A 25,723-nucleotide genomic window follows, 5' to 3' on the forward strand; every position below is an offset into this window, starting at 1 on the left:
ATCATTATGGCTTTATACCCATGTGGGTATTCTGTAAATTTCTGTAACAAATCCGACAACAGACAGCACTCTATCCGTTACGTCCTTTGTGATGTGATTAATGCTTAAAATAATTAAAACCAAAACTTTTATGAGACAATCAACTCAAAATGGCCGCAATTCAGCAGGAGCAGATTCCGGCCGCCGTCGCAACTCCGGCAACACAACAAACTACTCAACTCAAAACAGCCGTTACGGTAGTGAAGATAACTACCAGGAAAACGACCAATACGACACACATCAGTACGACCAGCACGATCAGTATGGTCACGACGATCATGATCACGACTACGAAACGCGCAACCGTTATAACGAAGATTTCGAAGATCAGGACGAATACGATACAGAAGACGATTTTGAAAACGAGTACGACGACCAATACGAAGATGACGAGCATTATGGTCAAGATGACAATCAGAATGGTCGCCACAAATACGGATATGATGAAGATATGAACGGCTATTCCCGCCGTGGCAATTCTTCAAACGGAAGTAGCCGCAACTATAACCAATCCGATCGCAACAACACACAACGTACTGCAGCACGTAACGGCCGCGAAAGCTACGGGTATGGCAACAACGGTTCCGGACGTCGTTCCAACGAATATGGATATGGCAGTCAGAACGGATGGAACCATAGCGAAAACGGCACATCAGGCCGTAACGGAAGCAGCCGTAACAACAACACTAACCGCGGACAATACCAGAACAACGATAACCAATATAACTGGCAATCCGGATCTTCCCGCAATTCCAACAACAACAATAACAACAACAACTACGGTTCTTCCCGCAACGGAAACAGCAATTATGGTCGCAGCGGCTCCAACAATCTCCGCAACAATTCTGACATTTCCTACGGACGTGGCGGCAACAGCAATGGCTCCGGCAATTGGGGCAACAGCTGGTCACGCGATGAAAGAAACGACTCCTCTTCTTCTTACGGCAGAAATGGTATGCAGTCCCGCAACAACAATAACGAGGATTACACTTCCAGAAATTCCGGCAAGAAAGGATTCGCTTCTCAATCAAAAAGCGACCGCATGCGCACTTCCCGTACGGACAACAACAACAGCCGTCGCGGACGTTAACTGAATAATAAACGGCGGTGAATAAAGTAGCCGCCGTTATTTCTTTAACCTCTTTTCTAATTAAGCAATGAAAACGGCAACCGCAACAAAATCAAAACCCGCTGCAAAAAAAGCAAGCGTGAGCACAAAAAAGACCAGCAACTCCGCTGCAGGTAAAACTACGGCCGCAAGATCGCGTAAAAGCGCCTCGACACAAATGAAGGAAGCTGCCTCCAAGGAAAATTCTCCGTTTGAAAAAATGTTTGAAGATATCCTGAAGGACACTTTGTGGGCAGAACAACATATCGTTGCTTCACTTCCCAAAATGATTGAAGCGGCATCTACGGAGTCATTAAAAGAAGCTTTGGAAGATCACCTGCACATAACCAAAAAGCAGGTAAGACGCCTTGAAAAGGTGTTCCAGTTATTGGGCAAAGACGCGAAAGCGGTCAAGTGTCCGGTGATGGAAGCACTGGTGAAAGAAGGCAATAAGATGATTGAAGAAACACCGGAAGGATCTATGACACGCGATGCCGGCATCATTATTTCCGCGCAAAAAATAGAGCATTACGAGATTGCCGCTTATGGCAGCCTGCTGCAGGTAGCTCTGACGCTTGGTCACGACGATGCAGCCGATCTGCTGGAACAAACACTGATGGAAGAAAGCGATGCAGATGAAATGCTCTCTGAAATTGCAGAAACCGAAGTAAACCCGATGGCCGACTACGACGAACCTGAGCAGGAAGAACAAGATACGGAAGAAGAACAGGATGAACCTATTGAAGAACCCGTAGAAGCAGAGGAAGAAGAATAAACCGCGCAGCATTAAACCCTGCGTTTTCTATAAATACAGATCTTCAAAACTCGATTAGCATTGTGTAGCTGGCATGAACAGATCTTGTGTATCTATGCAGGTTCCGGTTCATACAGCATGGATAATGCGACATCATCTGTTTGTTGAGAAAAAAGTGGCAAAACTATTTTGCCACTTTTTTTGATGCACATCAACTACCGACCCATACAATAACACAATGAAATTTTTCAGGAACAACGGACTCTCGATCGTATTCGGATTGATATTCCTGTGCGCCATAGCGGGACAGGCCAGACTCGGATTTTCGGAATATAATGAAGACCGGATGAATCAGAATGCAGCTCCGGTCTCTTTCCCGGATTATCTGCATACCGGCCATTTCATAGAAGCCACGTTTGAAAACTGGGAAAGTGAATTCCTGCAAATGGCCTTATTCGTCGTATTTACGATCTTCCTGCAACAAAAGGGATCTTCTGAATCCAAAGATTTAGACAAGCAGGAGGAAGTGGACCGGGAGCCGGATCCACACCGGCCCGGAGCTCCGGCACCGGTAAAAAAGGGAGGTTTGCTTCTGAAACTGTATTCCTGCTCGCTTACACTCAGCCTTTTCCTGTTGTTTATTATTTCTTTTACGCTGCACTTCTATGGCAGTTTCAAGGACGAAAATGAACAACGGGCGCTGAAAGCGGAGTTACCCGTAAGCGCTTCCGATTATATAGGCGATCCGCGTTTCTGGTTCGAATCGTTTCAGAATTGGCAGAGTGAATTTTTATCGGTTTTTATACTGATCGTATTTTCTATTTACCTGCGCCAGAAAGGCTCTCCCCAGTCCAAGCCAGTAGATGCTTCTAATAGTGAAACCGGGAAATAACTGACCTTAAAAACTACGCAAGATGATTTCAGATTCAGTACGACAATGCAGCAAACTGCTCGCTGCAAAAGGCTATACAATTGCTTTTATCGAAAGCGCCACGGCTGGCCGCATGTGCGCCGAATTTTCCATGTGCGGGGAATCGGGCGAGATACTGAAAGGTGGTATCGTATGCTACGACGCGTGCGTAAAGGAAAGCCTGCTGAAAATTCCTGCGGAACTGATCAAAACCTATACAGCTGAATCCGCGGAGGTAACAGCAGCGCTTGCACAGCAGGGCATGCCCATCTTCAATACGGATGTGCTCGTTGCGGTAACGGGCCTCACCGGTCCTGGTGGCAGTGAAAACGAAGAGAAGCCGGTAGGAACAATATTCCTGCATATACAATTCCCGGATGGCGCAGTGGCATTCAGAGGTGTATTCGGGGGGAAACCCCAATCAGTCGTTACCCAGTCTATCGATAAAGCCGCGGAGCTCATCATCAGACGTCTTTCGTGATACCGTACTGTATCGTAATGTGTAAACAAATTGTGTAATGCTGGAAAATATTCCGCCGCAATTTGAAAGAATTTTGGTGAAGCGACAGCATGCGATTAAACGTCGGCATAAAAAAAAGTTACATCCAGCCATTATAAAATTCAAACAACATGATCAGCAGAGACGGGGCCAATACAAGCATTTGGCAATCCACAGAACGTTTTACAGCGGTACATCAGCCCTTCAATGAACAGATATTCGACGTATTGATCATCGGAGGAGGTATCACAGGAGTATCGACGGCGCTGCAGTTGCAGCAGGCAGGCAAAAAATGCGTGCTGATCGAAGCACATACGCTGGGATTCGGGACTACCGGCGGCACCACTGCTCATCTGAATACATTCGTGGATGAACCATTCTGGCGCGTGCAAAAAAACTTCGGTGCGCAAAATGCACAGTTGCTTGCCGATGGTGTAAAACTGGCTATGTCTGCAATTGAAGACCGCGTAAAACGGTATTCCATCAATTGCGATTACCGGAAACTACCGGCTTACTTATATGCAGTAAAACAAAAACAGGTAGAAGAACTGGACGACATTCTTACATCGTGCAAAGAGCATGGTGTGGATATGGAATATGTGGTGAACGCCCCGATCACCATGCCCTATTTGCGGATAGCAGAGGCAAAAGACCAGGCACAGTTTCATCCTGTATCCTATATTCACGCCCTTGCAGAGCAATTTCAGCATGCCGGCGGTGTGGTATTGGAACATTGCAAAGCCGATGCGATCGCTCCCGGCGAAATTCTGAATGTGCAATCTTCATTGGGAATTATCAAAGCACGGAATGTGGTGTTTGCCACACACATACCCACGGGCGTCAATATGATCCACTTCCGGTGTGCGCCCTATCGCAGCTATGTGATTGCCTGCAAGCTGAAAGATAACAGCTACCCTGATCACCTTCTATATGATCTATGTGACCCGTATCACTATTTCCGTACGCATGTGATAGACGGAGAGCAATACCTGATCGCCGGTGGTGAAGATCACAAAACCGGCCACGAAGAGAACACAAATGCTCCGTTCCGCCGCTTAGAGTCATACGTACGCAGTTATTTTGATATCGCTGAAGTTTCTTTCAAATGGTCTTCGCAATATTATGAGTCAGTAGACGGACTTCCATTTATCGGTCATATGCCGGGTAAGGGGAAAAATGTATTTGTCGCAACGGCATTCGGTGGTAACGGAATGATCTACGGTACCCTATCGGCAAGCATTATATCGGATCTCATCGTCAATGGTTCTTCGCGATTTGAGCACCTGTTCCATCCTTCGCGCATCAAACCCGCGGCAGCATTTCATAATTTTGTAAAGGAAAATGCGGATGTGGTCAAAGAGTTTGTTTCAGGTAAATTTTCATCGGAACATATCGATGCATTTGTTGATGTCGCTGCAGGTGAGGCTAAACTTGTGGAACTGGATAACCAGAAGATTGCGTTCTATAAAGACGAGCATCATCACGTTCACGCAATACTGCCAACATGTACACACGCACACTGCACAGTAGTGTGGAACGAAAGTGAATTGTCCTGGGATTGCCCCTGCCATGGCGCACGCTTCTCGATAAGTGGAGAAATCCTGAACGGACCGGCCAATAAACCATTAAAAAAGCTTACCTTTAATAAAGATTAGTATACTTATGTATACCAACCGACGATAGTCGATTTTAAATGTAAGCTGACAAACCGCTCCCACCGCTCAATACAGCCGTCCGACATATTGCACAGCGCACCTTTTTAACCTGCTTGAAATCATTCACCGGTTTTCTCATTTATGCAAGATGTCAATAGCGTCTTGTTACCCGTAACTATCCAAACAATCCGGAATAGTGCCTGTACCTGCAGTTGTTACTGCGAGGCGTACGCTTGTCTGTATACCTCAAGCCGGTTGCGGGGAAGAATGAAAATCGGCATCTGTTAACTAAACCGATATAAAATGAAAAATTTCTTACAGTTCGGATTCATTGAGCTTAGCTTTCTGGTCCGGAAATTTGCAGATCAGCTGGAGGACAATATGACCCAAGCCTTGTTCAGGGAGTATAAAAAACTACTGGAGGAGGTACATTTTCGATTTCCGGAAAATGAAAACATCGTGAATAAGATACACGAACTGCAGCAAATGAAAAATAATGCAACGCTTGCCGACCCGTTTTATCTGCGCACGGCATTGACGCAACATTTAGACGAGGTCATTAACGAGATCGGGATGATCGCTGTGGAAAGCTATTATTAAAGGCCGGAGGCGCTGCTACTGCAATACAGAAATAGTGAGTGCAATGATGTCTCCGAATATGCCGCTGTCGGCCGCAGATCTGGCGGTGACGCGCATTCCTTTTACCGAATTGAATATAAATCTTGCCAGCGCACGGGCATCCTCTCTATTTTTTATCTCACCGGACTGCTGCCCTTTCTGCACCACCTGAAAAAATACTTCTTCCATCTTCCTGTCGTTACTGCAGACAAGTTCGCTCACCTCCTTATCGTGGGCAGCCACTTCCACCTCGGCATTTACGATGAAACAACCCTTTTGCTGCTGATCGCTCAGCAGGTCGCGGGTAACCAGTTCCAGTAGTTTCCTGATTGTCTCCTTCGCAGAATCTGTATGCTCGACAATATCGCGGATACGCGCTTCGCCCGCCTTGCGGTAACTTTCAAGCGCTTTCAGGAATAATGTATGCTTATCGGTATAAGTGTCGTATAAGCTGGAGCGGCTGATACCCAGATGTGTGACAAGGTCCTGCATGGAGGTACCGTTATAGCCTTTCAGCCAGAACAACTGTATCGCCCTGGCAAGCACCTCCTGTTCATCAAAATCTTTCGTTCTTGCCATAACAAAATAGCTTTGCTCTTTACAAAGCAAAGCTATCCAATTTTACGATAACTGATAGGTTCCTTAGCGTACACCACCGCCTGCAAGCAAGGTTTCCCCGGTAAGCCATCTTGCATCTTCAGAAGCGAGGAACACCGCTACATCTGCAATGTCATCCGGTTGTCCTATTCTGCCGAGCGGGGCGTTCCGTACCGTTTCTTTTTCGAAATCGCTCCCGATAAATCCTGCGGCATGTGTTCCTTCGGTTTCCACCATTCCCGGATTAATCGAGTTTACGCGGATCTTCCGACCGCCCAGTTCTTTCGACAGCACATGCGTGATTGCATCCACAGCACCTTTGGTGGCCGTGTAGATAGCGCTTCCGGGAGGAGCGATATTCGTTACCACAGATCCGATATTGATAATGCTGCCGCCGTCCGGGTTAAAATGCTGCAATGCTTTCTTCGTGGTGAGCAATAAGCCCAGCACATTCGTGTCGAACTGCGTATGAAAATCATCTGCGCTCAGTTCGTCGATGGCCCCGAATTTATACACACCTGCATTGTTCACAAGGATGTCTACCGGACCAAAAGCCTGCTTTGTTTCCTCGAATATCTTTGCGACGTCCGCTTCGTCGCGTACGCTTCCCTGAACCGCTATTGCCTTTCCACCGTTCGAGGTAATGTCTGCGACCACCTTTTCAGCCCCTTCTCTTGACGACGCATAGTTTACCACCACCGCTGCTCCGGCTGCAGCAAGCTGACGCGCAATACCCGCGCCTATTCCTTTGGATGCACCTGTTACTACCGCTACTTTGTTTGCTAATTTTTTCATTTGTTGGTTTGTTTTTATTTTGGAATGATTATTCCACAAACGTACAGCAATTCCGGAATAAACGTTCCAAAATGAGCCTAACATTGTTTTATAGCGGTATAGTAACTAGTGATAACAAAAAAGTTCCGTGAGCCATACACGGAACTTTTCTATCGGTCTTCCGGCGAAAGTACCGACTAATATTTGCTTACAGTGCCTGCTGACTTTGTATTACCGGAGATGACCTGCAGGCTGTAGTTGCCGGGGGTAAGCTGGCTCAGGCTGATTCGCTCATTCAATTGATAATTCGGTGTAGCAACGGTCTTTTCCAAAACAAGCTGCCCCAGCATGTTGTACACCTGGATCTGCGCGGTGGCTTCTGCAGCAGGACAATGTATATCGATCATATCCTTCGCAGGGTTAGGGTAAAGAGAGACTTCCCGGGTTCCGGTGGCTTCTTTAACTCCGGTAGCGACACCAGTTAGTTTACGTACCCGGTTATTATGCTCATCGGTAATGTATAAATTGCCTTTTTTGTCACTGGCGATACATTTGGGAATAGAAAATAATGCAGTATTGAAAGGACCATCACTAAAGCCTGCGGCAGAACCGGTAAGCGTGGTGACAGTTCCGTCCGCTGCTATTTTCCTGATGCGGTTATTCTCCGTGTCCGCAACAAAAAAAGTACCATCAGCATCCAGCAAAATGCCATGTGGCTTATTGAACTGTGCTGCTGTTCCCTTCCCGTCTGCGGTTCCCATAGTGCTGCCAGCAAACGTAGTAACGTACCCGCCGCTTATTTTGCGGATCCGGCAGTTACCCACATCGGTTATATAGATATCACCCGTGGAGGTGATCACCATTGTATTAGGTCCATAAAAACTGGCGGATGCAGCAGGACCATCCGTAGAACCCATACTACCGTCTCCTGCTACGGTAGTGGTAACACCGGCGGGTGTGATTTTTCTCACACGGTTGTTATTGCCATCGCCAACATAAACGTTCCCTGCATCATCCACGCCGATTCCTGCGGGATAATTGAAACTGGCTGCTGTCCCTGTACCATCGGCAAACGACGCAATACCTGATCCTGCGAGTGTACTCACTATTCCGGCCGGCGTGATCTTCCTGATCACATTGTTCTTTGCATCGGCCACATATACATTATCAGATCCGTCTACTGCAATTCCCCAAGGATCATTAAACTGTGCGGTGGCAGCCGGACCATCCATATACCCGCGCACGCCGGTGCCTGCAAAGGTAGATACCACACCTGTGGGACTGATCTTCCTGATCATATGGTTATTCCAGTCGGCAACATAAAAGTTACCTGCTTTATCCATTCCGATACCATTCGGATAATTGAATTGAGCAGACGTTGCAGTTCCATCCAGGTAGCCCGCAATACCGGAACCGGAGAGTGTGGAGACTTGGGCTCCCGCTGTTAAAACGGTGAAGCAAAAAGTCAAACCAGTAAAAATCTCTTTCATGTTCTGTAGTTTATAAAACAATATTAGAAAAAAAGGTAAGATTTTCAAAATCCAACCTTCACGAAATATAGATTATTATAAACTTCCCGAGAGAATCCGGAATACACAAAATATACCACACGACACGCCGATACCTTAAAACACTTACCAACAGTGATTCCTGAGCAGAAAAATTCTCCGAATTTTCTTTGTCAATCTAAGCATACGCTACACGACTGGTAACAACCGGATATGGTGTAACAGAATATAGAAAATACGGTACCCTCCATTCCGGGCAGCCGTATGCTGATCGCACAGCAAACGGGAAGCGCCCAGAGTGCTTTTCTTACTTTCAGAAGCCGCTTGTGACCGATTACGATTTCCCCTGCTCCTCATGCCAGGCCACTGTTCCTCCGCTGAGGAAAGCTGCATCCGCGAAACCGAGTTCCCTCAGTTTCGCGGCTCCGATCTTACAACGATTCCCGCCGCTGCCGCAGGCCGTTACGATCTTCGTTCCGGCAGGCAATTCAGCAAGCCGGTCCTGCAATTCATTTACGGGAATGTTGACTGCAATGGGGATATGCTGGCGTGCATACTCATCGGGATTACGTACATCGACAACAAGCACCGACTCGGGAGCTTCGGCCAATAAAGACTTTAATGCCGCTACGGCTATCGATGGTTGCTGGTCTGCGTTCATTCTTTAAAATTTATTTGCCCAAAGATAGGCTTCCCTGCATGATCGGGAACTGTAGTCAGCAGTAAATGCGGTTCCGGTGCGGAGTAACTGCTGCATTTAATCCACCTGATCCGGAGATGCCTGTCACCTTTCCTACTCATACTTTCCCGTGCCGATTCATCAGCTGCGTAATGCAGGTACTATATGAACAACGAACCTATTTGTTATCATTTAATTTTGAAAGATCATTAAAAAAAGCTAACTTCATTTCTCGCAACGATCACGTTCGCTTTTCTTTGTCTTGCTTTCCTGCATAATCGAGATCTCCTACGTCTTCCTAAAATCTCATTATGGGCATTCTTCTTTTTTTTATTGTACACTGGTACACATCCTTGTTTTTTCAATCCATATTCCACCACAGATACGCTGCGCATAATATGTTCACCATGTCCCGCGGCTGGGAAAAGTTCTTCTACGTAGGCTGCTTTATCACGCAGGGTTCCTCTTACATCAGTGCTTATACCTATGGCTTAATGCACCGCTTGCATCATGCGCACACCGATAAAGCCGGCGACCCGCATTCTCCGCATAACGAAGAAAATGCCTTTCTGCTGATGTGGCTTACACGGAATAACTATAAAGATCTTTATACCGGCAAATCGACAGCTGACGATAAGTATAAAAAGAACCTGCCGCAATGGACCCGATTTGACAAAATAGCGCACAGTGGCTGGGCTCGCTTAGGCTGGGTAATGGTATATATAGTGATCTATGCCTTGCTGGCCAACGCATGGTGGCAATGGCTGGTACTGCCGTTTACCATCGCAATGGGATCGTTGCAGGGAATAATTGTCAACTGGTGGGCGCATAAATTCGGCTACGAGAATTTCAATCTTACCGACACATCAAAAAATATACTTCCCGTGGATCTGATTTTCTGGGGAGAGGCCTATCATAATAATCACCACAGGCACCCCAATCGGCCGAATAATGCCACAAGGTGGTTTGAATGGGATATGGGCTATCAGAGCATGAGAGTGCTGGACCACTTTAAAGTCATTAAAATCTGCAGGTAACTGAATGAATCCGTGGTCACCCGGAGAGCGTACAGCAAATACTTACTGAAAAACTTAAACGATAAACAAAGCATATGAATATCTATATCGGCAATATACCCCCCACTATTCCGGAACCGGAAATTGAAGCGCTGTTCAGGCAGTTCGGTGAAGTCGAATCCGTACGGATCGTCATGGAGCAAAACAACGTCCTGTCGAAAGGATTTGGATTCGTATCCATGGGAGACGAAGACGCCGGCAACCGGGCAATACACTCTCTGGACAATAAAAAATTTAAAGAAAACTATCTCGAGGTGAGCGAAGCGATGTCCGGGTACAGTGATCCCAGGGATCTGTATTGATAATGTCTGTTGCAGTGTTACCGGAATTATTACTATTTACCTGCCACAACAACAATATTAAAAATATTTTGCTCAAATCAAATAAATAGTATTACCTTTACATTCTCGAAGTTTGATAGGTTCCTGCCTTGCCTTCTCTGTTTTAGTTTAGAATTTCAGGTTTTTCTCTTTTTCAGTTTCCGCCATCTCAGTTACCGGGTTGCTCAATTAGCTTACTCACGCATTTCATGCTGCGCCCCACTCATGCGGGTTCATCCATAATGTGCATCGTCGGTAGTTTTGCCTCTTTTTCATTTCAGAGTCCCTTTTCGTCTGGTGCCGTAAGGGAATACTAAATCGTTACATAAATTATCTTTTATGAGGTTATGTATAGAAAACTTGCCCTTTGAGGTAACAGAGCGTGCATTGTACCAATTGTTTGTCGCTTTTGGGTGCATCACACAGGTAGATATCCGCAGAACACGGAATGGCAGATCGGAAGGGGTCGCTTATGTGGATATTAAAAAAGATTACGACGGGAATACCGCCATTAATAAATTAGACACGATCAATTTTATGAATCGTTTTTTGCGTGTCTATGAAATACAAAACGGTTCGTAAACATTAGAGACCGGTATCACCGGGAAAATTAAACATGAATTTTGATCAATTTGCATTATCACCCGCAATACAAAAGGCAGTAGCTGAAGCCGGATATTCTGCTCCTACAGAGATCCAGTCCAAAGCCATCCCTTACGTATTAGCAGGACGCGATATGATCGGTTGTGCTCAGACCGGAACCGGAAAAACCGCAGCTTTTGCGATTCCGGTGTTACAAAAAATGCAGCAACGTAACGCAGCTTCCGCAACCCGCGTATTAATACTGACTCCCACAAGGGAACTCGCGCTGCAGATCCAGCAAAACTTTACTACCTATGGCAAGTATCTGCAAACACGTACGCTGTCGATTTTCGGAGGCGTGCCGCAGGGCAAACAGGTAGCAGGGTTAAAGAAAAATCCGGAAGTGCTCATTGCGACTCCGGGCCGCCTGCTCGACCTGATACAACAGGGCTATATCAGTCTTTCCAAACTGGAAATCCTGGTGCTCGACGAGGCAGACCGCATGCTCGACATGGGCTTCATCAACGATGTTAAGCGTATCCTTACAAAAGTACCGGCGCAAAGACAGACACTGTTCTTTTCCGCTACGATGCCTAAAGCCATCCGTAAATTCGCCGATTCGATATTGAACAATCCGGCGGAAGTAACGGTAACTCCTGTTTCTTCCACTGCCGAAACTATACAGCAATCTGTATATTTCGTGGAGCAGAAAGAAAAGACACGCCTGCTGATCCACCTGCTGAAAGATGCATCTATTCTGCGTTCGCTGGTATTCACGAGGACGAAACACGGTGCCGATAAGCTGGTGAAGCAATTAGGTGCGACCGGTATACAGGCAGCATCCATACATGGAAACAAATCGCAGAATGCCCGCCAGCTGGCACTCGCCGATTTTAAAAACAGCCGGATACGCGTACTGGTAGCCACAGATATCGCCTCAAGAGGCATTGATATCGATGAGCTGCCGCACGTGGTAAACTATGAATTGCCGAATGTTGCAGAAACCTATGTTCACAGGATCGGCAGGACCGGCAGAGCAGGTAAAGACGGCGTTGCGATATCCTTCTGCGGAAAAGACGAAAGGTCTGATCTGAAACAGATACAGAGCCTTATCGGGTTTCAGGTGCCCGTACAAACCTGGTAGTTGTTACAATTACAATAATAATCAGTACATTTATAATCAACATAAAAATCAAACAATGCAAGAAGGTAAAGTAAAGTTCTTCAATGAATCAAAAGGTTTCGGATTTATCAGCCCTAATAATGGCTCTGAAGATATTTTTGTTCACGTTAGCGGACTCCAAAGTGAAATCCGGGAAAACGACAGCGTGGTATTCGAAGTAGCACAAGGTCGTAAAGGATTGAACGCTGTTAACGTTAGATTGGCGTAAACAAATCCCGTTACTGAGAAAGGGTTAAGACAGGCTGTCTTAACCCTTTTTTTATGCTTAAAAGCTAATGTATTTTATCGCTGCTACCCAATAGCAGTGTCATTGATGAGCCGTCCGTTTGACGGTGAGACAATATTCTGTGGCGATACGCCGCACCTGATTTCACTGGCACGCCTTTCGACCAAAACAGATTATTTAAAAAATAACCCTCAGGAACGCTTACACACAGATCCATGCGCCCCCGCAGGTGGCTTAGCCTTTGCAGATCAGCAGAAAACTCAGTCGCAGCCCTGCAGCGCCTTTGCCGGAACACCGGAAAGCTCCCCGTACCCCTGCGGCGAGCTTGCCGGAACACCGGAAACCTTCCCGCACCCCTGCGGCAGCTTTGCCGGAACGCCGGATTGCTTCCTGCACCCCTGCGGCGACCTTGCCGGAACACCGGACACCCTCCCGCACCCCTGCGGCGGCTTTGCCGGAAAAACTAACTGATAAACCGCAAACGATGAGCAAGCAAAAAAATCATTAAACATTAAAAAATCAGAAGGTCATATTGAAAAGAATCTACGAGAGAGTACAGAAACGAGCCAATTTTACAGCATGCACCAAGCCTGGCAGCTGCTCTCAATCGACGACTTATTCCATCGCTTCGCCATCTAATACATAACTTTAAATTTTTTCCGTACCACCGCAACAAAAAATATGGGAAGCGCAGCACCGAATAACGATTCAAAAAGAATGTGGATTTCAATTGGCATAACCGTTATTATCTCGGAGCTATTGACGCTTTGGGGCATTTATGGAATCGGACAGTATGGAATAGCACTGTTTATTCTTACGCCACTCTTTATCGGTGCAGGCTCTTCAATTTTATACGGATATAAAAGAGGTATTATTCCGCGGACAGCACGGCGGATCGCATTCCTTACATTGCTCATTTATATTGCGTGTCTCTTACTCTTTGCCATTGAAGGACTCATCTGCATCGCAATGGCTGCACCTGTAGGTTTGCTGCTTACCTGGATCGGAAGTATACTGGGTGCAGGAATCGTGAATAAAAAACGGAACACTGCAGTGCCGGTGTTAATACTATTAACCTGCACCATACCAGCAGTCGCATTTATCGAGGAAGCGCATCAACCGGCTCTGGTCTCTGTTACAACGAGCATAGAAATCCATGCAGCACCCGAAGTGGTTTGGCAAAATGTGCTTGAGTTTCCGCAACTGGATGAACCGGATGAATTTATTTTCAAAGCAGGAATTGCCTACCCGACACATGCGACAATCGTAGGAAAAGGCCGGAACGCTGTCAGGTACTGCAATTTCACCACCGGAAGTTTTGTGGAACCAATCACAGTCTGGGACCCACCTCATCTCTTAAAATTCAGGGTAGAGGAGCAGCCTGAACCCATGAAAGAATTAAGCTTCTGGGATATTGATGCGCCTCACCTCCACGACTACTTTATTTCGAAACAAGGGCAATTTAAGTTGACGAAACTACCGAACGGCAACACACAGCTGGAGGGAACTACCTGGTATTACCACAACATCAGTCCCGCTTTTTACTGGCAGCTTTGGAGCGAATACATCGTCCACACTATCCACAGAAGAGTATTGGCACACATAAAGAAAAGCGCAGAGCACAACGCATCCCCGGTACAATCGTGACACATCCCCCGCTAAACAAATCGCCTGAACAGAACAGGGAACCAGATACGTGTTGTTGTTTCGGCATTGAGTAATGAGCTTACTTCTTCCGGATCGGCAAGCAAGCTGGAAATCACTACCCTGCTGCCATCCCGCAATTCCACAACCAGGTGTTGGTATTCATCCCATAAAGCAACACGTAGCGTCCCTTTATAATACCGCTTCGGGGATACGTACCACACACACTTCTGTACATCGCCCTTACCGACACAAAACTCCTGACCATTCCTGCGGACCCGGGCAACTCCGCGAGCGGTATCAAGCGTAAGCTCCATTCCTTTGTTTGCAGACGTATATTTTAAATGAAGCAATGCCACTACTAACAACTGCGGCGGGATCAAAATGCCGGAATACACCCGGAAAACCCACAGGTCCTCACTCTTGTAACTAATGGCAGCGTACGCAATCAGCGAACCGACAACAAGCAACGGGTACCATAAGTGAGCAACATGCTGCAAGCGGCTTCTGTGTATCATTCAGGTAACAATTGGTGCTTTGATAATTATTTTCGATACGACCTTTAATACACTCTGGTAACCGGCAACCAGGTGCATGCCTCCGGATTAACGGCACCTAACGACAGGCCGCAATGCAATGATAACACGAATCAATTGAATATCACTGACTGCGATGGGCAAAAATTATCATGAACTGAACCCATAAAACCAAGTCCCGTTAAGAACTTTTTTATATATTCGTATCATAACCAGCTATACATATGAAGACAACTGTACTCTCCCTGTTTTGCATCGTAAATTCGTTTGCGCTCCTTGCGCAGGTAGACCTGAATAAGGGCTTAATGCTCTATTTGCCATTTAAAGGCAACACGCTGGATGCAAGTCCTAATGCCAACCACGCCCTCAACTTCGGCGCGACGCTCACCAGCGATCAGTGGGGCAATCCCAACAGCGCTTATCAGTTTAACGGAGTCGACAATTACATGCGTATCCCCAATGATGCAACCCTGCAATGCGATGCGCAGATAACGATCTGTGCAAGGGTAAATGTGGGTGGCTTTTATAACGGCACCTGCTATGGCAACAGCATCGTCGATAAAGGAAGTCCGGACTATATCAGCGGCAGCTACAGCTTACGGTTCCATACTTCCATTTCCGGCGGCGACTGCAACGTTCAGGATTCCACCAAACAAAATTATTACGGACAGTTCTACAACGAGATTCCATCCGAAGCGATCAGGAATAACCCACCCTACATTATCAAGGGACAATGGGATTGCCTCGTTTATATATTCGACGGCGCAACCGCCAAGATGTATGTAAACGGCGTGTTGCGGCATTCCTTCGCAACCGCAACGAGCATTGGCACCAATACGCAGGATCTTTTCCTGGGCAAGCACGACAATACCAGCTATCCTTACTGGTTCAACGGCGCGATGGATGAAATACGCATTTACAACAGGGCGCTCAATACATTGGAAATCGACTCTGTGTGCAGCGAAGCAAACCCGCAGTTGTCCATTCGTGAGCTGAAGGATGCAGAAGTACTGCCGCTCTTATCCAACCCGGTACGCAACGAACTCGTTTTAGGATTGAACAACCGGGATATGGGAGGCGTATTGACGATTACCGACTTGTCCGGCAGAACCTTACTGCAGATTGCCCGCCTGGATCGTCAGCAGGTTGCTGTAGACCACCTGGCAGCAGGCATGTACCTTGTTACTTACCAAACCGATGATGTGCTGATGCGGGTGAAAGTGATCAAGCAATAGCGCCGCTGCCTGAGCCCGGAGCGACAAACACACGGGTACATTCCTATTTTTACCGTATTATTTCCCGCCCCTGTTACCTGCTTATATTATAAGGTAGCAGGGGCGTTGGGTTTTAAGGGGAACTTTTTTATTACTATCGTTAGAAATGACCGGATGCGAACCGGCAGCCTCTCCATCCCGAACGAAGCGCGTTAATGAATACTTTCAGAACCTGGCAGACACAACGGGAAATGATTATTCCTTAATCAACATCATTCCGCACACTCACTGCCTGGCGTGCAGGTCTTACCATCAACCACCTGTAACGGAGCGGAATTGCTTTGCAGCCATGCTGCATAAGCGGTTTGCAATACACGGAGCATTCCGGCAACCGGCTGTGCGCCGGAGATGCCATATTGGCGATCTATCACAAAGAACGGAACTCCCGTTATCCCCAGCTCACCTGCTTCCGCTGCATCGGCTTCCGCCTTATGCAGAAAAGTCGGGTCGGTAAGCGCTTCTGTTACCTGATCGTGCGTCAGTCCGATATCGCTGCCGAGTTCCGTCAGCACCGCATCAACGGAAAGATCCTTTCCCTCCGTAAAGTATGCATGGAACAAACGCTCTTCCACCTGTTCACCGAGTCCTTTTGTCTTCGCAAACTGGATCAGCCGGTGGGCTTTCAGGGAATTTGTCACGAGCACTTTATCGAAATGATAGTCGAGACCCGCATCTTTAGCCATTTTCACCACCTGCTCATGCATCTGTACCGACTGTTCATAGCTGACTCCTTTCCGGGAAGCAACAAACTGATACACATTTTCCCGGTGCTGCGGCACCTCGGGAATCGAAGGATCGAGCTGGAAGCTTTTCCATTTCACGTCTATATGTTCCCTGCCGGGAAACTGTGCCAGCGCAGCTTCAAAATTCCTTTTGCCGATATAGCAAAACGGGCACATCACATCACTCCAGATTTCTATTTTCATTTTTTTCTGCTTTTCGCTATGATTGGTATTCTTGCTTTTCAATTCATTCATTCCGGTTATGACGCTCCCGCCATATAAATGAACGGCAATCAACGTCAACAAAATGACTGCTATTACCGCAGGCTTCTTACCGGGCATAATTCAGTTTTCTGAAATAATAGTACGATACACTGAGTATCGCAAACGGGATCAATGGTGCGACACCCTTTACCGGACCATCAGCGATCCAATGCCCCAGACTTGCGGAAAGCAGCAATATTCCAAAACCGACATAAGCCCATTCTTTAAACATCGTGGGTATGGCAGGTATCAGGATGATGATCGCACCGACGATCTTGCAGATGTCCAGTTCCAGGCCGAAATAATCCGGGAAACCCATTCTGTGTATGGCTTCCACCAGGTATTCCCGCGGAGCAAAATACGACGGAAGCACGATCAAAGCCATCGTAATAATCGTGATTACCCAATAAATTCTTTTTTCTTTTTGCATGATTCAGCTATTAATGACACAAAATTATTTTCCGGCCACTTTACAATAGTTATCTGTTTCCTTTCTGAAATTAGTTTCCTGCAGGAAATCAGGTTGCCATTGGCACAGTGCTTGCAGTACTTTTGAGTTCTATGAACGTAAAAAAAACTGCCCCGCCGGCACCGGATTGCAGGGAACAGTTAATTGCGATCCGGGATACGATGGTCCTGCTATCGGGGAAATGGAAAATTCAGATCATCGGATGGCTGCTGCTGTATGGCCGGGTGCGTTTTATGGATATGCTGCGCGGAATAGAGGGTATTGCCGCCAAAATGCTCTCTAAAGAGCTGCAGGAACTGGAACAAAACCAGATAGTGGTCCGCACGGTGATGCCTACCAAACCGATCACCGTGGAATACGAACTCACGGAACATGGTAAGACATTAAGCTCCGTGATCGACGCGATCTCCACCTGGGGTGTTACGCACCGGAAATTCCTGTTTAAGAAAAGCTGAGAACCGGTTTCACATGCGTGGTGAAACTGCCGGGACTATTGTAAGTCTTTCACGGCCGGGCCTTATCATCGACAAACAGGTAAAAGTCGGCGGAATTTTTTAGGATGTTATCTTTGAAACCTGATGGAATAAGTATTGCCCGGCAAGAGCTGTCGCGGTAACGTTCGTGGAGGGCATGACCCTCCTTTTCATCATAAACACCGATGCATTCCACAGTATCATGCGACCAGTTATCGTAAGCATCAAAATACACACCACGAATAGTCAGGATCTTGTCTTTTAGCATTCCACCCTCAATCAGCTGATCAGGCAACGAAGTCTTGTATTCGTAGTTGACATGATCCCCGCCGAAGAAGCCCACGAACCGGGTGATATTATTTTCCGTGAGTACGGTTTGCATATGCCGGTACATTTTTTTGTCCCGCAACTTGTCGGTCATCGTAATATCATTATCGAATATCTTATTGACCATACGGTAATTAGTCCCATATAGTTTCGGGATTTGATCCTGATGGGCATGAAAGGCATTTTTTATTTCTTTCACGCTTTCGGTAAACTCTTTTGGGTTCATCGCTTCCTTAGCGGAATATGCCCGCAGCTTCCGGAAAGTAGCATTCAGGGCTTCCGGTATTTCCGCATGATCCGGTACCAGCAAGAGCAATGCGTGAAAAAATGCAGTGGTAGCCTCAAAATCCACACCATGAATCCTGATCTTTTTGTCCTCCGGCAGGACTTTGTTGTAGCGGTATAACTGCTTCCAGAATTCCATATAATACGGTGTGGTGTACAGTACTTTTATGTTTATCAAAGAAGTGTCGCCCGTTTCAAGAAACCTATTGAATACGACGGCCGGCGCAAATCCCATTTCCATAAATACATCACGGACACCCTGTTCCGAGTGGAGCATTTTTACCAGATGAAGTTTAAACATCGGTTCGAAATACCGGGTGTGTGTTTCGCCATAAAAGAACGCATCACAGTTGCCCGGATGCAGCAGTGAGTCCATCGCTGCGAGCGGGAAGCCGCTATCAAACCCACCTGAACGATTACTTAAACAAACCCTGCCCTGAGCATAGATGGGCGCATAAGGAAAGACGAACATAAAAAGAAAAACCACACGGGTCTTTCCCCAGAAGTTGAAGGCCATAACAATGATGTGTTTCCGAATATACGCCTTTCCTGACGGTAACGGAAGTACTTTGGCCTTTAATTGAAGGATGTCCGGAACTCCAGGGGAGACAGATTGGTTTTCTTCCGGAACAAGGTACTGAACGACTGTGCATGCTCAAAGCCCAATGCATAAGCAATCTCGCTGACGGAAAGGCTGGTTGCAGACAGCAGTTCTTTGGCTTTGCTGATCAGCTTTTCATGAATATGCTGTTGTGTATTCTGACCGGTATGAACCCGTAGCAGATCACTCAGGTAATTAGGCGACAGGTTCAGGCGCGCAGCTACCTGCCGCACGGTAAGCAATTCGCTGAACGCAGACTGGCTGAAATGTTCGTCCAGCAACTGTTCAAATCTGGTGAGCAGCTGGTGGTTACTGCTTTTCCGGGTAATGAACTGCCTTTCGTAAAAGCGCATCGAGTAATTCAACAACAGTTCTATCTGTGTGATGACGATCTCCTGTGTATGTTTATCAATATGGGTACACTCCTCAGATATTTTATGCAGGATCCGCATCAGGTCTTCCTCTTCTTCAATGGAAAGATGGAGGGCTTCATTTACGGCATAGTCAAAAAAGCCGTATCGGCTTATCGATGCATTCAGCGGATGCCCCAGTAAAAAATCAGGATGAAAGATCAGCAGCAGTCCGGAACCGCATTCCATATGCTGCAGATCGAGCTGCTGCACCTGATTGGGGGCGGTAAAGCTCAGCACACCCTTATCGTAGTCATAATGCTGCTGTCCGTAGCGGAATTTACCTTTAGCATCCCGTTTCAGTGCCACGCAATAAAACCTGTTCACAAAACCGTTCCAGATATCATCTTCGAGGAATATGCTCTCCGACAGGTCGATAACGCTGACCAGCGGATGCCTGGGTTCCGGCAAAGAAAGTAAGCGGTGAAATTGCGTCAGCGAATGAATGGTGTTCATCATATAAAATTAATCAATCAGACCCATACTGAATTCATCGTAAGGCGCTCCGGTATCCGTTCCCAAAGGCACAATCTGCTCCAACTGCTGCATATCGGACTCGCTCATTTCAATCTGAGCAGCTGCAATATTTTGCTCCAGGTATTTACGGCGTTTCGTTCCGGGAATCGGCACTATACCCTTCTTCATTATCCAGGCCAGCGCCAATTGTGAGGACGTGACGTTTTTTTGCGCAGCCATTGCTTCAATGGTGCGGACCAATTCAATATTCTTGCGGAAGTGCTCGCCCTGGAACCGGGGTATACCGAGGCGGAAATCATTTTCCGGCAAATCGTCTGTGCTTTTGATCTGTCCGGAAAGAAAGCCGCGACCCAGAGGCGAATAAGCCACGAAACCAATTCCTGAATCCCGCAGGGTTTGCAGCACACCTCTTTCTTCCACTGTCCGTTCAAAGAGGGAATATTCGCTTTGCACCGCAGTAACGGGATGCACGGCGTGGGCGCGTCTTACTGTTTCCGAAGACACCTCTGATAAACCGATATAGCTGACCTTACCTTCCTGCACCAACTCACTCATCGCCCCGACAGTTTCCTCTATCGGCGTATTTTTATCGAGGCGGTGCATATAGTAAAGATCGATGTGGTCGGTGTTCAGATTTTTCAGCGAGCGCTCGACCGCCTTCTTCACATATTCTTTCTTACCGTTGATTGCCCAGGTGATCTGGTTACTGTCATTGATCTCCCAACCGAATTTGGTCGCTATGATGAATTGATCGCGCTTGCCATTAATAGCCTTCGCGATAAGCTTTTCATTTTCGAAAGGGCCGTACAGGTCTGCAGTATCCAAAAAATTACCGCCCAGTTCAAGCGAACGATGAATGGTGGCTATCGCTTCCTGCTCATCGGCGGGACCATAGATATGACCATCCTGAAATCCGGTCATTCCCATACAGCCTAATCCTGTTACCGGAACAGTCAATCCCTGACTTCCCAGTGCTATATTCCTTATTTCCATGGAACAAAGATCTGCACAGATCATTGCGCGCATGTATGCAAATCCCCGTATCTGTTCAGCAAATCACGGAATCGGGGAGATCATGAGACCAAAGCCCATCGCCCGACACCTTATTGATTACAGCCGCATCAACACCGCAACAGCACGGATGAACACATAAACCGTGAACGGCATTTGTATGAAACAAAAAAATATACCAATGATTCGCTAAGAAACGGATGCGGCCCTCCGTCTTTATAGTAAAGCCCTTGTATACACTATTACTATTCCTTTTAAAAAAACCGACATGAACAAAACCCTATCCCTTATTGCCGTTTGCGCAAGCCTTGGCGCTCAGGCCCAGACTACTCCACTGCCCTACTTCACCGGCTTTGAAGACCCTATGACAACCATCGACTGGAAGCCGATACGCAAAGGTGACACAAGCCCTTACTACTTATGGACTGTAGACAATGCACCCTACGCAGGCAATCACGCATTGTTTCACGGATACCCGGTGGGCGGCAGCAGCGTTACCGACGACTGGCTGGTATCGCCGGCATTTTCCTTACCCGACGGCGGAAAGATCGATTCGATCCGACATCAGTTTTCCGGATTCGGCGTGCCGGGTAGCGGAGATACAGTAGCGTTCTACCTGCTTACAGGCAATCCTGATCCCGCACTGGCAAGCTCTGTTACTTTATTGTACGACTTCCGCGATACGCGGTACGTTGCAGATCGCGTGTGGAACAAGACGGGCAATATAACGATCCCTCCGGTAACCGGCGACGCTTATATCGCTTTCAGATACCATACAGTGAATAACTGGCTGGATGTCCGCTTCGATAATCTCGCGATCAGTTCGTCGACCCCCACGGCCATTCGCGATGGGTATCGCGCCGGAGAGGACTTCACGGTGTTTCCCTTACCGGCAAATCAGTCCCTGCATATCCGTTCGTCCGTTTCGTTCACCCGGATGGAACTCTATGACATAAGCGGCAGGAATATCCTGCGCCAGCGCTTTGAACCGGTAGCGGATCTGTCCCGCATTCCTTCCGGCAGCTACATGCTCGTGCTGACGGACGAACAACAGAAAAAAGGTGTAGTCTCCATCACTAAACAATAAATACCATGAAGAAAATACTATCCGCCAGCCTGATCTTTGCCGCGATATGCGGCAGCGGCTGCAATAAAAAGAAAGATTACCGGTGTGTATCAGACGGCGGCTATTCCGGACCGGTCACCGTCGTTAAAGATTGTACGGGGACCTATATACGCTACCTGAAGAAAGATTATCTGGTATGCAACAGTGAGATACTGCAATATTATGTAAGCGGATCAGCCGTGAATGTTACCTTCAGCGAAACGAGCTACTGCAGCACCCTACCGGTGTATATCTGCAATATGTACCACGAAAACGAAGGAGTGATCACCATTAACTGCGTATGGTAAGCAGACACGAAAGCCGCCAACGGCAGGCATCCGGGACTACAGACTCAGGCAAAAGAAACCGATGTATGAAAACAATCATCCCCATCCTGTTAGCGGTACTGGCAATCGGCTCCTGCAATAAAAAACAGCTGTGTGCCGGTACGGAAACAACAGCTCCTGCAACGATACAATCCATCACCGGACCGGATAGGATTGCAGCGGGTGATACTGCTGCCATCGTACTCACGATAGCGCAACCCGACAATGCATGTATCCGCAGCGTGGAAGGCCGTATCGTTGATATGCGTGACAATTACGTTCAGGTTGGCGCGACAGTGACGGTGAGTCCTTCAGGAGACGAGCAGTGCAACTGCCTGCAGGCTTCCGGTTTGAAGACACTGGTGTATTTTACGCCCGAAACAAAAGGCACCTATCTTTTCGGAACAAAACAGGCGGAAGAAACCATCGGAAATGCGTCACCGGATACCTCGGTTTATATCCTCAGGGTACCTTGATTCATACAGCTGACATCATCTTTGTAAACACAAGAAGCAACCATAGAACAACCATCGCTACATACCATGATTGACGGATGCATGAAGAATAATCCCTTCATGCAAAAGTCATTGTATTATGCGTATTATCCGCTGTTGATGCGCATCGGTATCCGCTATGCGCCTGCGCGGGAAGATGCGGAGCAATGGGTGCAGGATGCCTTTCTGAAAATATTCGATCAACTGCATACCTATCAGTATCTCGGATCATTTGAAGGCTGGATCCGGAAGATCATGGTACGGCTTTGTATCGACAGGCTGAGAGCCCATCACGCACAATCGCAGGTGATTACGGAAAGCGTCGATCCCGAAGATCCGTCCTGGGAAGCACACAACTACGTGGAAAATGAATTTATCAGCAAAACGTCTGCCGAAGATCTGCTTCGTATGATTACCGCTCTGGCAGACCGGCAGAAACTCGTCTTCAACCTGATCGTGTTTGAAGCATATACCTATAAGGAAGTAGCGGCGCTGCTGAACATCACCGAAAATCATACTTACCTCTTACTGCACCAGGCGCGCAAACAGCTCAAAGCAATGATGACGCAACAATCAGAACTTCAAAAAGTATCCTATGAACAGAGATGAGTTGGAACAATGGATGAAAGACTCCCTGGACAAACAGGAGTTTGTGCCCTCTGAAGCATCCTGGGAACGCGTCAGGCTGGCAATGGATAAACCTGCGCAAAAAGACAGAAAGAAAGCTCTGCTGCTGCTGCTGCCTTCGCACAAGCGCTTCCGGATCGCCGCCTCTGTCTTACTGCTGACGGCACTGGGTGGTGTGCTGTATTATGTAGCAGAAGACCGCAAGAACAATAATGTCCCAGGCGTTATTACGGTGAGTCAGCCTAAGTACAAACATCAGACACCACAACAGGCACAAGCAGTACAGGCACCGGTTACTATTGCGCAGCCGTTGGTACAGGCAGCACCGCGGATATTGCAGCACACGCAGTCTCCGGCACAAGCGACTACAACAACCGGCAACGAACAGCCGGCGAAGGACAATCTGAACCCTGTAAACCCGGTAACAGCCACAGACATCGACACACTGAAACCAACATGGGACATGCGTGCGTTTGCAACTGCACAGCCAGTCCCTACCCTGCAGCACACCGGGCGTGAATATTCCCCGGATAAAGACGAGTCCGCCGCATTTACGCTGGGCGTGGCAGCTCAGCTGGGAAAAGCAAACGTAGGTAGTGGCCGCTACCAGCTGGGCCTCGTAGTACACCAGCGCATTACCGAAAAGCTCTATGCAGAAGGAACGGTAGCCGTTGCGTCCACTGCAGTGAATTATGTGGAAAGAAACGAATACCCGGCCATCACTGCCAACTTAGGCACGGCCAATTCACTAAGCAACAAACCGGTGGATGTACAATATGGGAACAACGTATATGCTGCGGGCATCACACCGGCGCTGGGCTATCGCATCACGCGCAAACTGTCGCTGAGTTGCGGCTTCAGTCTGTACCGTAATCTGAACCCCTCTGTTTCTTTAAAAGACGAAGCACATATAGACCCCGCTGTGGTCAGCAACAATCTGTTGCAGGAAAAGCAGTCGCTGGGCAACTGGGACGCAGGCATGACGGGCAATGCCGCTTATACCGTCGGGAAGCGACTTGCATTGCATATACAGTATCGCCAGGGACTCTCCACCTACATGTACGTAAACCGTCAGGAAATCCGCAATTCCGGAGTGAACGTAGGGTTTAATTATGTGTTTCATGAGTAGTGGAAAAACCCTCACCCGCTGTGCAGGAGTGCTTTTATTGATCGTTATGGTAAGACCCAGGTTTCCTGCTAACGTCTAACAAAACGCTATCGTGCGGGTGTTTCCGGATTTTTGGTCGGAGCGACCGGACACATTTGAACCACATCGTCAATCCCAAACAAAATTCAGTGGGTTACACGTATCAATCGTCTACACATTGTTTAAAAGTAATTGGCAGATAAGCGAATTATGCAATATGATATTTTTAAAATAATATTATAACGCTTATTTTTGAATTAGCGGCTATTATGGCACGACACTTAACGATCATATTATTACTCTTTACCCTTCCGACCTTTGGACAGATTAAGCAGTGCTTTTGCGATAAAGACACTTTAATGAATGGCGCGACAGTTTCTTGCGACACAACTACATTCAAAAATAACTCCAAACTTTATTGGCAATACAACTGCGACCGTATTTGGCTGACACTTGAAAACTCAAGCGGACAAAAGTTTGTAATTGACGAAGTAGAAGTCGAATTGTACAACCTTACATATAGACTCGGGTATCATTTGATAAAAGAATTTAAGGAGAGCTTACTTTTTAGAAGTGGTTGTCCAGCGAACGGACCGTGCACTTACACTCTCATTGACAAAGCCAATGGCAAAAAATTAAAAGAGTTTGACCAACTCATTTGTATTGACACAGATATAAAATGGGAACACGCACACAAATATAACTTTGACTTTATTGTTTATTTATCTAACAAATCAGACAACATAATTATTTACTACGTCGATAGCAAGAGAACATTGAAAGTTCCTTTTAAAGAAAATCTAACCGGAATTATTCCACAGCATCAGTTTGACGAAATGACTTTAGAAAATAATATTTTGAAATTATCTTACGAATTGGACAAGGACACTAAAAAAACTTTGAAAATTGAACTCAAGAATAAGAAAATACAGCCGTTAACAGCAGCTACCCCAAAGTAAAAAACATTGCAAGGACAGTGGAAATAAATATAAATAAAAACTGC

General features: G+C 47.0%; 32 protein-coding genes. 22 read left to right on the forward strand and 10 right to left on the reverse strand.

The features are described from left to right. The first annotated feature begins 130 nt into the window (after positions 1-130). From ABD846_RS11460 to ABD846_RS11485, 6 genes are all read left to right on the forward strand, one after another. Positions 131-1,129 (forward strand): hypothetical protein, encoded by a 999-nt coding sequence (locus ABD846_RS11460; protein WP_344826937.1) that lies wholly within the window; start codon positions 131-133, stop codon positions 1,127-1,129. Between the two features lie 118 nt (positions 1,130-1,247). Further along, on the forward strand, positions 1,248-1,922 hold the full coding sequence (locus ABD846_RS11465; protein ID WP_344826940.1) for a YciE/YciF ferroxidase family protein: 675 nt from the start codon (positions 1,248-1,250) through the stop codon (positions 1,920-1,922). 217 nt (positions 1,923-2,139) lie between these two features. Further along, positions 2,140-2,793: a DUF6766 family protein gene (locus ABD846_RS11470; RefSeq protein WP_344826943.1), complete on the forward strand. Its 654-nt coding sequence runs from the start codon at positions 2,140-2,142 to the stop codon at positions 2,791-2,793. Between the two features lie 22 nt (positions 2,794-2,815). Beyond that, positions 2,816-3,292 carry a CinA family protein gene (locus ABD846_RS11475; protein WP_344826946.1) on the forward strand — a complete coding sequence of 159 codons (477 nt, stop codon included), beginning with the start codon at positions 2,816-2,818 and terminating at the stop codon, positions 3,290-3,292. Positions 3,293-3,441: 149 nt separating this feature from the next. Beyond that, a complete protein-coding gene (locus ABD846_RS11480; RefSeq protein ID WP_344826949.1) occupies positions 3,442-4,965 on the forward strand; it encodes an FAD-dependent oxidoreductase in 1,524 nt (507 codons plus the stop codon). 303 nt (positions 4,966-5,268) lie between these two features. Then, positions 5,269-5,565 (forward strand): hypothetical protein, encoded by a 297-nt coding sequence (locus ABD846_RS11485; protein WP_344826952.1) that lies wholly within the window; start codon positions 5,269-5,271, stop codon positions 5,563-5,565. 15 nt (positions 5,566-5,580) lie between these two features. Here ABD846_RS11485 and ABD846_RS11490 read toward each other — a convergent pair whose 3' ends face one another. The 4 genes from ABD846_RS11490 to ABD846_RS11505 form a co-directional block, all read right to left on the reverse strand. Then, positions 5,581-6,162: a TetR/AcrR family transcriptional regulator gene (locus tag ABD846_RS11490; protein WP_344826956.1), complete on the reverse strand. Its 582-nt coding sequence runs from the start codon at positions 6,160-6,162 to the stop codon at positions 5,581-5,583. Between the two features lie 63 nt (positions 6,163-6,225). Further along, the gene (locus tag ABD846_RS11495; RefSeq protein ID WP_344826959.1) at positions 6,226-6,975 is read right to left on the reverse strand and encodes a glucose 1-dehydrogenase; all 750 of its coding nucleotides are present in this window, start codon (positions 6,973-6,975) and stop codon (positions 6,226-6,228) included. A gap of 176 nt (positions 6,976-7,151) precedes the next feature. Then, entirely contained in the window at positions 7,152-8,444 is a 1,293-nt protein-coding gene (locus ABD846_RS11500; protein ID WP_344826964.1) for a T9SS type A sorting domain-containing protein, read from the reverse strand. Between the two features lie 352 nt (positions 8,445-8,796). Next, positions 8,797-9,123 carry a rhodanese-like domain-containing protein gene (locus ABD846_RS11505; protein WP_344826968.1) on the reverse strand — a complete coding sequence of 109 codons (327 nt, stop codon included), beginning with the start codon at positions 9,121-9,123 and terminating at the stop codon, positions 8,797-8,799. Positions 9,124-9,452: 329 nt separating this feature from the next. On the opposite strand from ABD846_RS11505, the gene ABD846_RS11510 reads away from it, so the two are divergent. The 7 genes from ABD846_RS11510 to ABD846_RS11540 all read left to right on the forward strand — a co-directional run bounded on the left by ABD846_RS11510 (position 9,453) and on the right by ABD846_RS11540 (position 14,175). Then, positions 9,453-10,178 carry a fatty acid desaturase gene (locus ABD846_RS11510; RefSeq protein ID WP_344826971.1) on the forward strand — a complete coding sequence of 242 codons (726 nt, stop codon included), beginning with the start codon at positions 9,453-9,455 and terminating at the stop codon, positions 10,176-10,178. Between the two features lie 74 nt (positions 10,179-10,252). Further along, entirely contained in the window at positions 10,253-10,519 is a 267-nt protein-coding gene (locus ABD846_RS11515; RefSeq protein ID WP_344826974.1) for an RNA recognition motif domain-containing protein, read from the forward strand. Between the two features lie 357 nt (positions 10,520-10,876). Beyond that, complete coding sequence (locus ABD846_RS11520) at positions 10,877-11,119, forward strand: RNA-binding protein (RefSeq protein WP_344826977.1); 243 nt, start codon at positions 10,877-10,879, stop codon at positions 11,117-11,119. 34 nt (positions 11,120-11,153) lie between these two features. After that, positions 11,154-12,263 carry a DEAD/DEAH box helicase gene (locus tag ABD846_RS11525; protein WP_344826980.1) on the forward strand — a complete coding sequence of 370 codons (1,110 nt, stop codon included), beginning with the start codon at positions 11,154-11,156 and terminating at the stop codon, positions 12,261-12,263. Between the two features lie 55 nt (positions 12,264-12,318). Then, positions 12,319-12,510: a cold-shock protein gene (locus tag ABD846_RS11530; RefSeq protein WP_344826983.1), complete on the forward strand. Its 192-nt coding sequence runs from the start codon at positions 12,319-12,321 to the stop codon at positions 12,508-12,510. Positions 12,511-12,615: 105 nt separating this feature from the next. Then, on the forward strand, positions 12,616-12,999 hold the full coding sequence (locus ABD846_RS11535) for a hypothetical protein (RefSeq protein ID WP_344826986.1): 384 nt from the start codon (positions 12,616-12,618) through the stop codon (positions 12,997-12,999). Between the two features lie 246 nt (positions 13,000-13,245). Further along, entirely contained in the window at positions 13,246-14,175 is a 930-nt protein-coding gene (locus tag ABD846_RS11540) for an SRPBCC family protein (protein WP_344826989.1), read from the forward strand. 11 nt (positions 14,176-14,186) lie between these two features. On the opposite strand, the gene ABD846_RS11545 is transcribed toward ABD846_RS11540, so the two are convergent. Then, positions 14,187-14,690, reverse strand: coding sequence for a PH domain-containing protein (locus tag ABD846_RS11545; protein WP_344826992.1), 504 nt, complete (start codon positions 14,688-14,690; stop codon positions 14,187-14,189). A 242-nt stretch (positions 14,691-14,932) separates the two neighbouring features. On the opposite strand from ABD846_RS11545, the gene ABD846_RS11550 reads away from it, so the two are divergent. Then, entirely contained in the window at positions 14,933-15,943 is a 1,011-nt protein-coding gene (locus ABD846_RS11550) for a LamG-like jellyroll fold domain-containing protein (RefSeq protein ID WP_344826995.1), read from the forward strand. A gap of 251 nt (positions 15,944-16,194) precedes the next feature. Here the strand turns inward: ABD846_RS11550 and ABD846_RS11555 are convergent, their stop codons facing one another. Beyond that, entirely contained in the window at positions 16,195-16,908 is a 714-nt protein-coding gene (locus tag ABD846_RS11555) for a DsbA family oxidoreductase (protein WP_344826998.1), read from the reverse strand. 127 nt (positions 16,909-17,035) lie between these two features. Continuing rightward, positions 17,036-17,398, reverse strand: coding sequence for a DoxX family protein (locus ABD846_RS11560; protein ID WP_344827001.1), 363 nt, complete (start codon positions 17,396-17,398; stop codon positions 17,036-17,038). 131 nt (positions 17,399-17,529) lie between these two features. Here ABD846_RS11560 and ABD846_RS11565 point away from each other — a divergent pair, with 131 nt between their 5' ends. Further along, a complete protein-coding gene (locus tag ABD846_RS11565) occupies positions 17,530-17,892 on the forward strand; it encodes a winged helix-turn-helix transcriptional regulator (protein ID WP_344827004.1) in 363 nt (120 codons plus the stop codon). A 49-nt stretch (positions 17,893-17,941) separates the two neighbouring features. On the opposite strand, the gene ABD846_RS11570 is transcribed toward ABD846_RS11565, so the two are convergent. The 3 genes from ABD846_RS11570 to ABD846_RS11580 are packed head-to-tail and all read right to left on the reverse strand — an operon-like array spanning position 17,942 to position 21,003. Further along, positions 17,942-19,039 (reverse strand): TraB/GumN family protein, encoded by a 1,098-nt coding sequence (locus tag ABD846_RS11570; RefSeq protein ID WP_344827007.1) that lies wholly within the window; start codon positions 19,037-19,039, stop codon positions 17,942-17,944. A gap of 59 nt (positions 19,040-19,098) precedes the next feature. Next, the gene (locus tag ABD846_RS11575) at positions 19,099-19,989 is read right to left on the reverse strand and encodes a helix-turn-helix domain-containing protein (protein WP_344827011.1); all 891 of its coding nucleotides are present in this window, start codon (positions 19,987-19,989) and stop codon (positions 19,099-19,101) included. Between the two features lie 9 nt (positions 19,990-19,998). Continuing rightward, positions 19,999-21,003 carry an aldo/keto reductase gene (locus ABD846_RS11580; protein ID WP_344827014.1) on the reverse strand — a complete coding sequence of 335 codons (1,005 nt, stop codon included), beginning with the start codon at positions 21,001-21,003 and terminating at the stop codon, positions 19,999-20,001. Here ABD846_RS11580 and ABD846_RS11585 point away from each other — a divergent pair. The 7 genes from ABD846_RS11585 (at position 21,002) to ABD846_RS11615 (ending at position 25,679) form a co-directional block, all read left to right on the forward strand. Beyond that, positions 21,002-21,163, forward strand: coding sequence for a hypothetical protein (locus ABD846_RS11585; RefSeq protein ID WP_344827017.1), 162 nt, complete (start codon positions 21,002-21,004; stop codon positions 21,161-21,163). The two genes, ABD846_RS11580 and ABD846_RS11585, sit on opposite strands and share 2 nt — an antisense overlap. Before the next feature lie 126 nt (positions 21,164-21,289). Continuing rightward, positions 21,290-22,108 carry a choice-of-anchor J domain-containing protein gene (locus tag ABD846_RS11590; protein ID WP_344827020.1) on the forward strand — a complete coding sequence of 273 codons (819 nt, stop codon included), beginning with the start codon at positions 21,290-21,292 and terminating at the stop codon, positions 22,106-22,108. A gap of 5 nt (positions 22,109-22,113) precedes the next feature. Continuing rightward, entirely contained in the window at positions 22,114-22,434 is a 321-nt protein-coding gene (locus ABD846_RS11595; protein ID WP_344827023.1) for a hypothetical protein, read from the forward strand. A gap of 65 nt (positions 22,435-22,499) precedes the next feature. Next, positions 22,500-22,928 carry a hypothetical protein gene (locus tag ABD846_RS11600; protein WP_344827026.1) on the forward strand — a complete coding sequence of 143 codons (429 nt, stop codon included), beginning with the start codon at positions 22,500-22,502 and terminating at the stop codon, positions 22,926-22,928. Positions 22,929-23,027: 99 nt separating this feature from the next. Further along, positions 23,028-23,555: an RNA polymerase sigma factor gene (locus tag ABD846_RS11605; protein ID WP_344827029.1), complete on the forward strand. Its 528-nt coding sequence runs from the start codon at positions 23,028-23,030 to the stop codon at positions 23,553-23,555. Beyond that, a complete protein-coding gene (locus tag ABD846_RS11610; protein ID WP_344827032.1) occupies positions 23,542-24,702 on the forward strand; it encodes a hypothetical protein in 1,161 nt (386 codons plus the stop codon). The genes ABD846_RS11605 and ABD846_RS11610 overlap by 14 nt, the downstream gene beginning before the upstream one ends. 287 nt (positions 24,703-24,989) lie before the next feature. Next, the gene (locus ABD846_RS11615) at positions 24,990-25,679 is read left to right on the forward strand and encodes a hypothetical protein (protein WP_344827035.1); all 690 of its coding nucleotides are present in this window, start codon (positions 24,990-24,992) and stop codon (positions 25,677-25,679) included. Positions 25,680-25,723 lie beyond the last annotated feature (44 nt).

This window comes from Rurimicrobium arvi (genome assembly GCF_039540495.1).
GTDB classification, from domain to species: domain Bacteria; phylum Bacteroidota; class Bacteroidia; order Chitinophagales; family Chitinophagaceae; genus Rurimicrobium; species Rurimicrobium arvi.

Coding starts and splice junctions, on each gene's coding strand:
- ABD846_RS11615 (WP_344827035.1), top strand. CDS start 24,990: ATGGCACGACACTTAACGATCATATTATTACTCTTTACCCTTCCGACC.
- ABD846_RS11555 (WP_344826998.1), bottom strand. CDS start 16,908: ATGAAAATAGAAATCTGGAGTGATGTGATGTGCCCGTTTTGCTATATC.
- ABD846_RS11490 (WP_344826956.1), bottom strand. CDS start 6,162: ATGGCAAGAACGAAAGATTTTGATGAACAGGAGGTGCTTGCCAGGGCG.
- ABD846_RS11485 (WP_344826952.1), top strand. CDS start 5,269: ATGAAAAATTTCTTACAGTTCGGATTCATTGAGCTTAGCTTTCTGGTC.
- ABD846_RS11495 (WP_344826959.1), bottom strand. CDS start 6,975: ATGAAAAAATTAGCAAACAAAGTAGCGGTAGTAACAGGTGCATCCAAA.
- ABD846_RS11560 (WP_344827001.1), bottom strand. CDS start 17,398: ATGCAAAAAGAAAAAAGAATTTATTGGGTAATCACGATTATTACGATG.
- ABD846_RS11535 (WP_344826986.1), top strand. CDS start 12,616: ATGAGCCGTCCGTTTGACGGTGAGACAATATTCTGTGGCGATACGCCG.
- ABD846_RS11585 (WP_344827017.1), top strand. CDS start 21,002: ATGGAACAAAGATCTGCACAGATCATTGCGCGCATGTATGCAAATCCC.
- ABD846_RS11605 (WP_344827029.1), top strand. CDS start 23,028: ATGCAAAAGTCATTGTATTATGCGTATTATCCGCTGTTGATGCGCATC.
- ABD846_RS11505 (WP_344826968.1), bottom strand. CDS start 9,123: ATGAACGCAGACCAGCAACCATCGATAGCCGTAGCGGCATTAAAGTCT.
- ABD846_RS11565 (WP_344827004.1), top strand. CDS start 17,530: ATGAACGTAAAAAAAACTGCCCCGCCGGCACCGGATTGCAGGGAACAG.
- ABD846_RS11510 (WP_344826971.1), top strand. CDS start 9,453: ATGGGCATTCTTCTTTTTTTTATTGTACACTGGTACACATCCTTGTTT.
- ABD846_RS11530 (WP_344826983.1), top strand. CDS start 12,319: ATGCAAGAAGGTAAAGTAAAGTTCTTCAATGAATCAAAAGGTTTCGGA.
- ABD846_RS11580 (WP_344827014.1), bottom strand. CDS start 21,003: ATGGAAATAAGGAATATAGCACTGGGAAGTCAGGGATTGACTGTTCCG.
- ABD846_RS11460 (WP_344826937.1), top strand. CDS start 131: ATGAGACAATCAACTCAAAATGGCCGCAATTCAGCAGGAGCAGATTCC.
- ABD846_RS11500 (WP_344826964.1), bottom strand. CDS start 8,444: ATGAAAGAGATTTTTACTGGTTTGACTTTTTGCTTCACCGTTTTAACA.
- ABD846_RS11550 (WP_344826995.1), top strand. CDS start 14,933: ATGAAGACAACTGTACTCTCCCTGTTTTGCATCGTAAATTCGTTTGCG.
- ABD846_RS11520 (WP_344826977.1), top strand. CDS start 10,877: ATGAGGTTATGTATAGAAAACTTGCCCTTTGAGGTAACAGAGCGTGCA.
- ABD846_RS11600 (WP_344827026.1), top strand. CDS start 22,500: ATGAAAACAATCATCCCCATCCTGTTAGCGGTACTGGCAATCGGCTCC.
- ABD846_RS11480 (WP_344826949.1), top strand. CDS start 3,442: ATGATCAGCAGAGACGGGGCCAATACAAGCATTTGGCAATCCACAGAA.
- ABD846_RS11610 (WP_344827032.1), top strand. CDS start 23,542: ATGAACAGAGATGAGTTGGAACAATGGATGAAAGACTCCCTGGACAAA.
- ABD846_RS11595 (WP_344827023.1), top strand. CDS start 22,114: ATGAAGAAAATACTATCCGCCAGCCTGATCTTTGCCGCGATATGCGGC.
- ABD846_RS11525 (WP_344826980.1), top strand. CDS start 11,154: ATGAATTTTGATCAATTTGCATTATCACCCGCAATACAAAAGGCAGTA.
- ABD846_RS11545 (WP_344826992.1), bottom strand. CDS start 14,690: ATGATACACAGAAGCCGCTTGCAGCATGTTGCTCACTTATGGTACCCG.
- ABD846_RS11475 (WP_344826946.1), top strand. CDS start 2,816: ATGATTTCAGATTCAGTACGACAATGCAGCAAACTGCTCGCTGCAAAA.
- ABD846_RS11540 (WP_344826989.1), top strand. CDS start 13,246: ATGTGGATTTCAATTGGCATAACCGTTATTATCTCGGAGCTATTGACG.
- ABD846_RS11590 (WP_344827020.1), top strand. CDS start 21,290: ATGAACAAAACCCTATCCCTTATTGCCGTTTGCGCAAGCCTTGGCGCT.
- ABD846_RS11570 (WP_344827007.1), bottom strand. CDS start 19,039: ATGGCCTTCAACTTCTGGGGAAAGACCCGTGTGGTTTTTCTTTTTATG.
- ABD846_RS11470 (WP_344826943.1), top strand. CDS start 2,140: ATGAAATTTTTCAGGAACAACGGACTCTCGATCGTATTCGGATTGATA.
- ABD846_RS11575 (WP_344827011.1), bottom strand. CDS start 19,989: ATGAACACCATTCATTCGCTGACGCAATTTCACCGCTTACTTTCTTTG.
- ABD846_RS11515 (WP_344826974.1), top strand. CDS start 10,253: ATGAATATCTATATCGGCAATATACCCCCCACTATTCCGGAACCGGAA.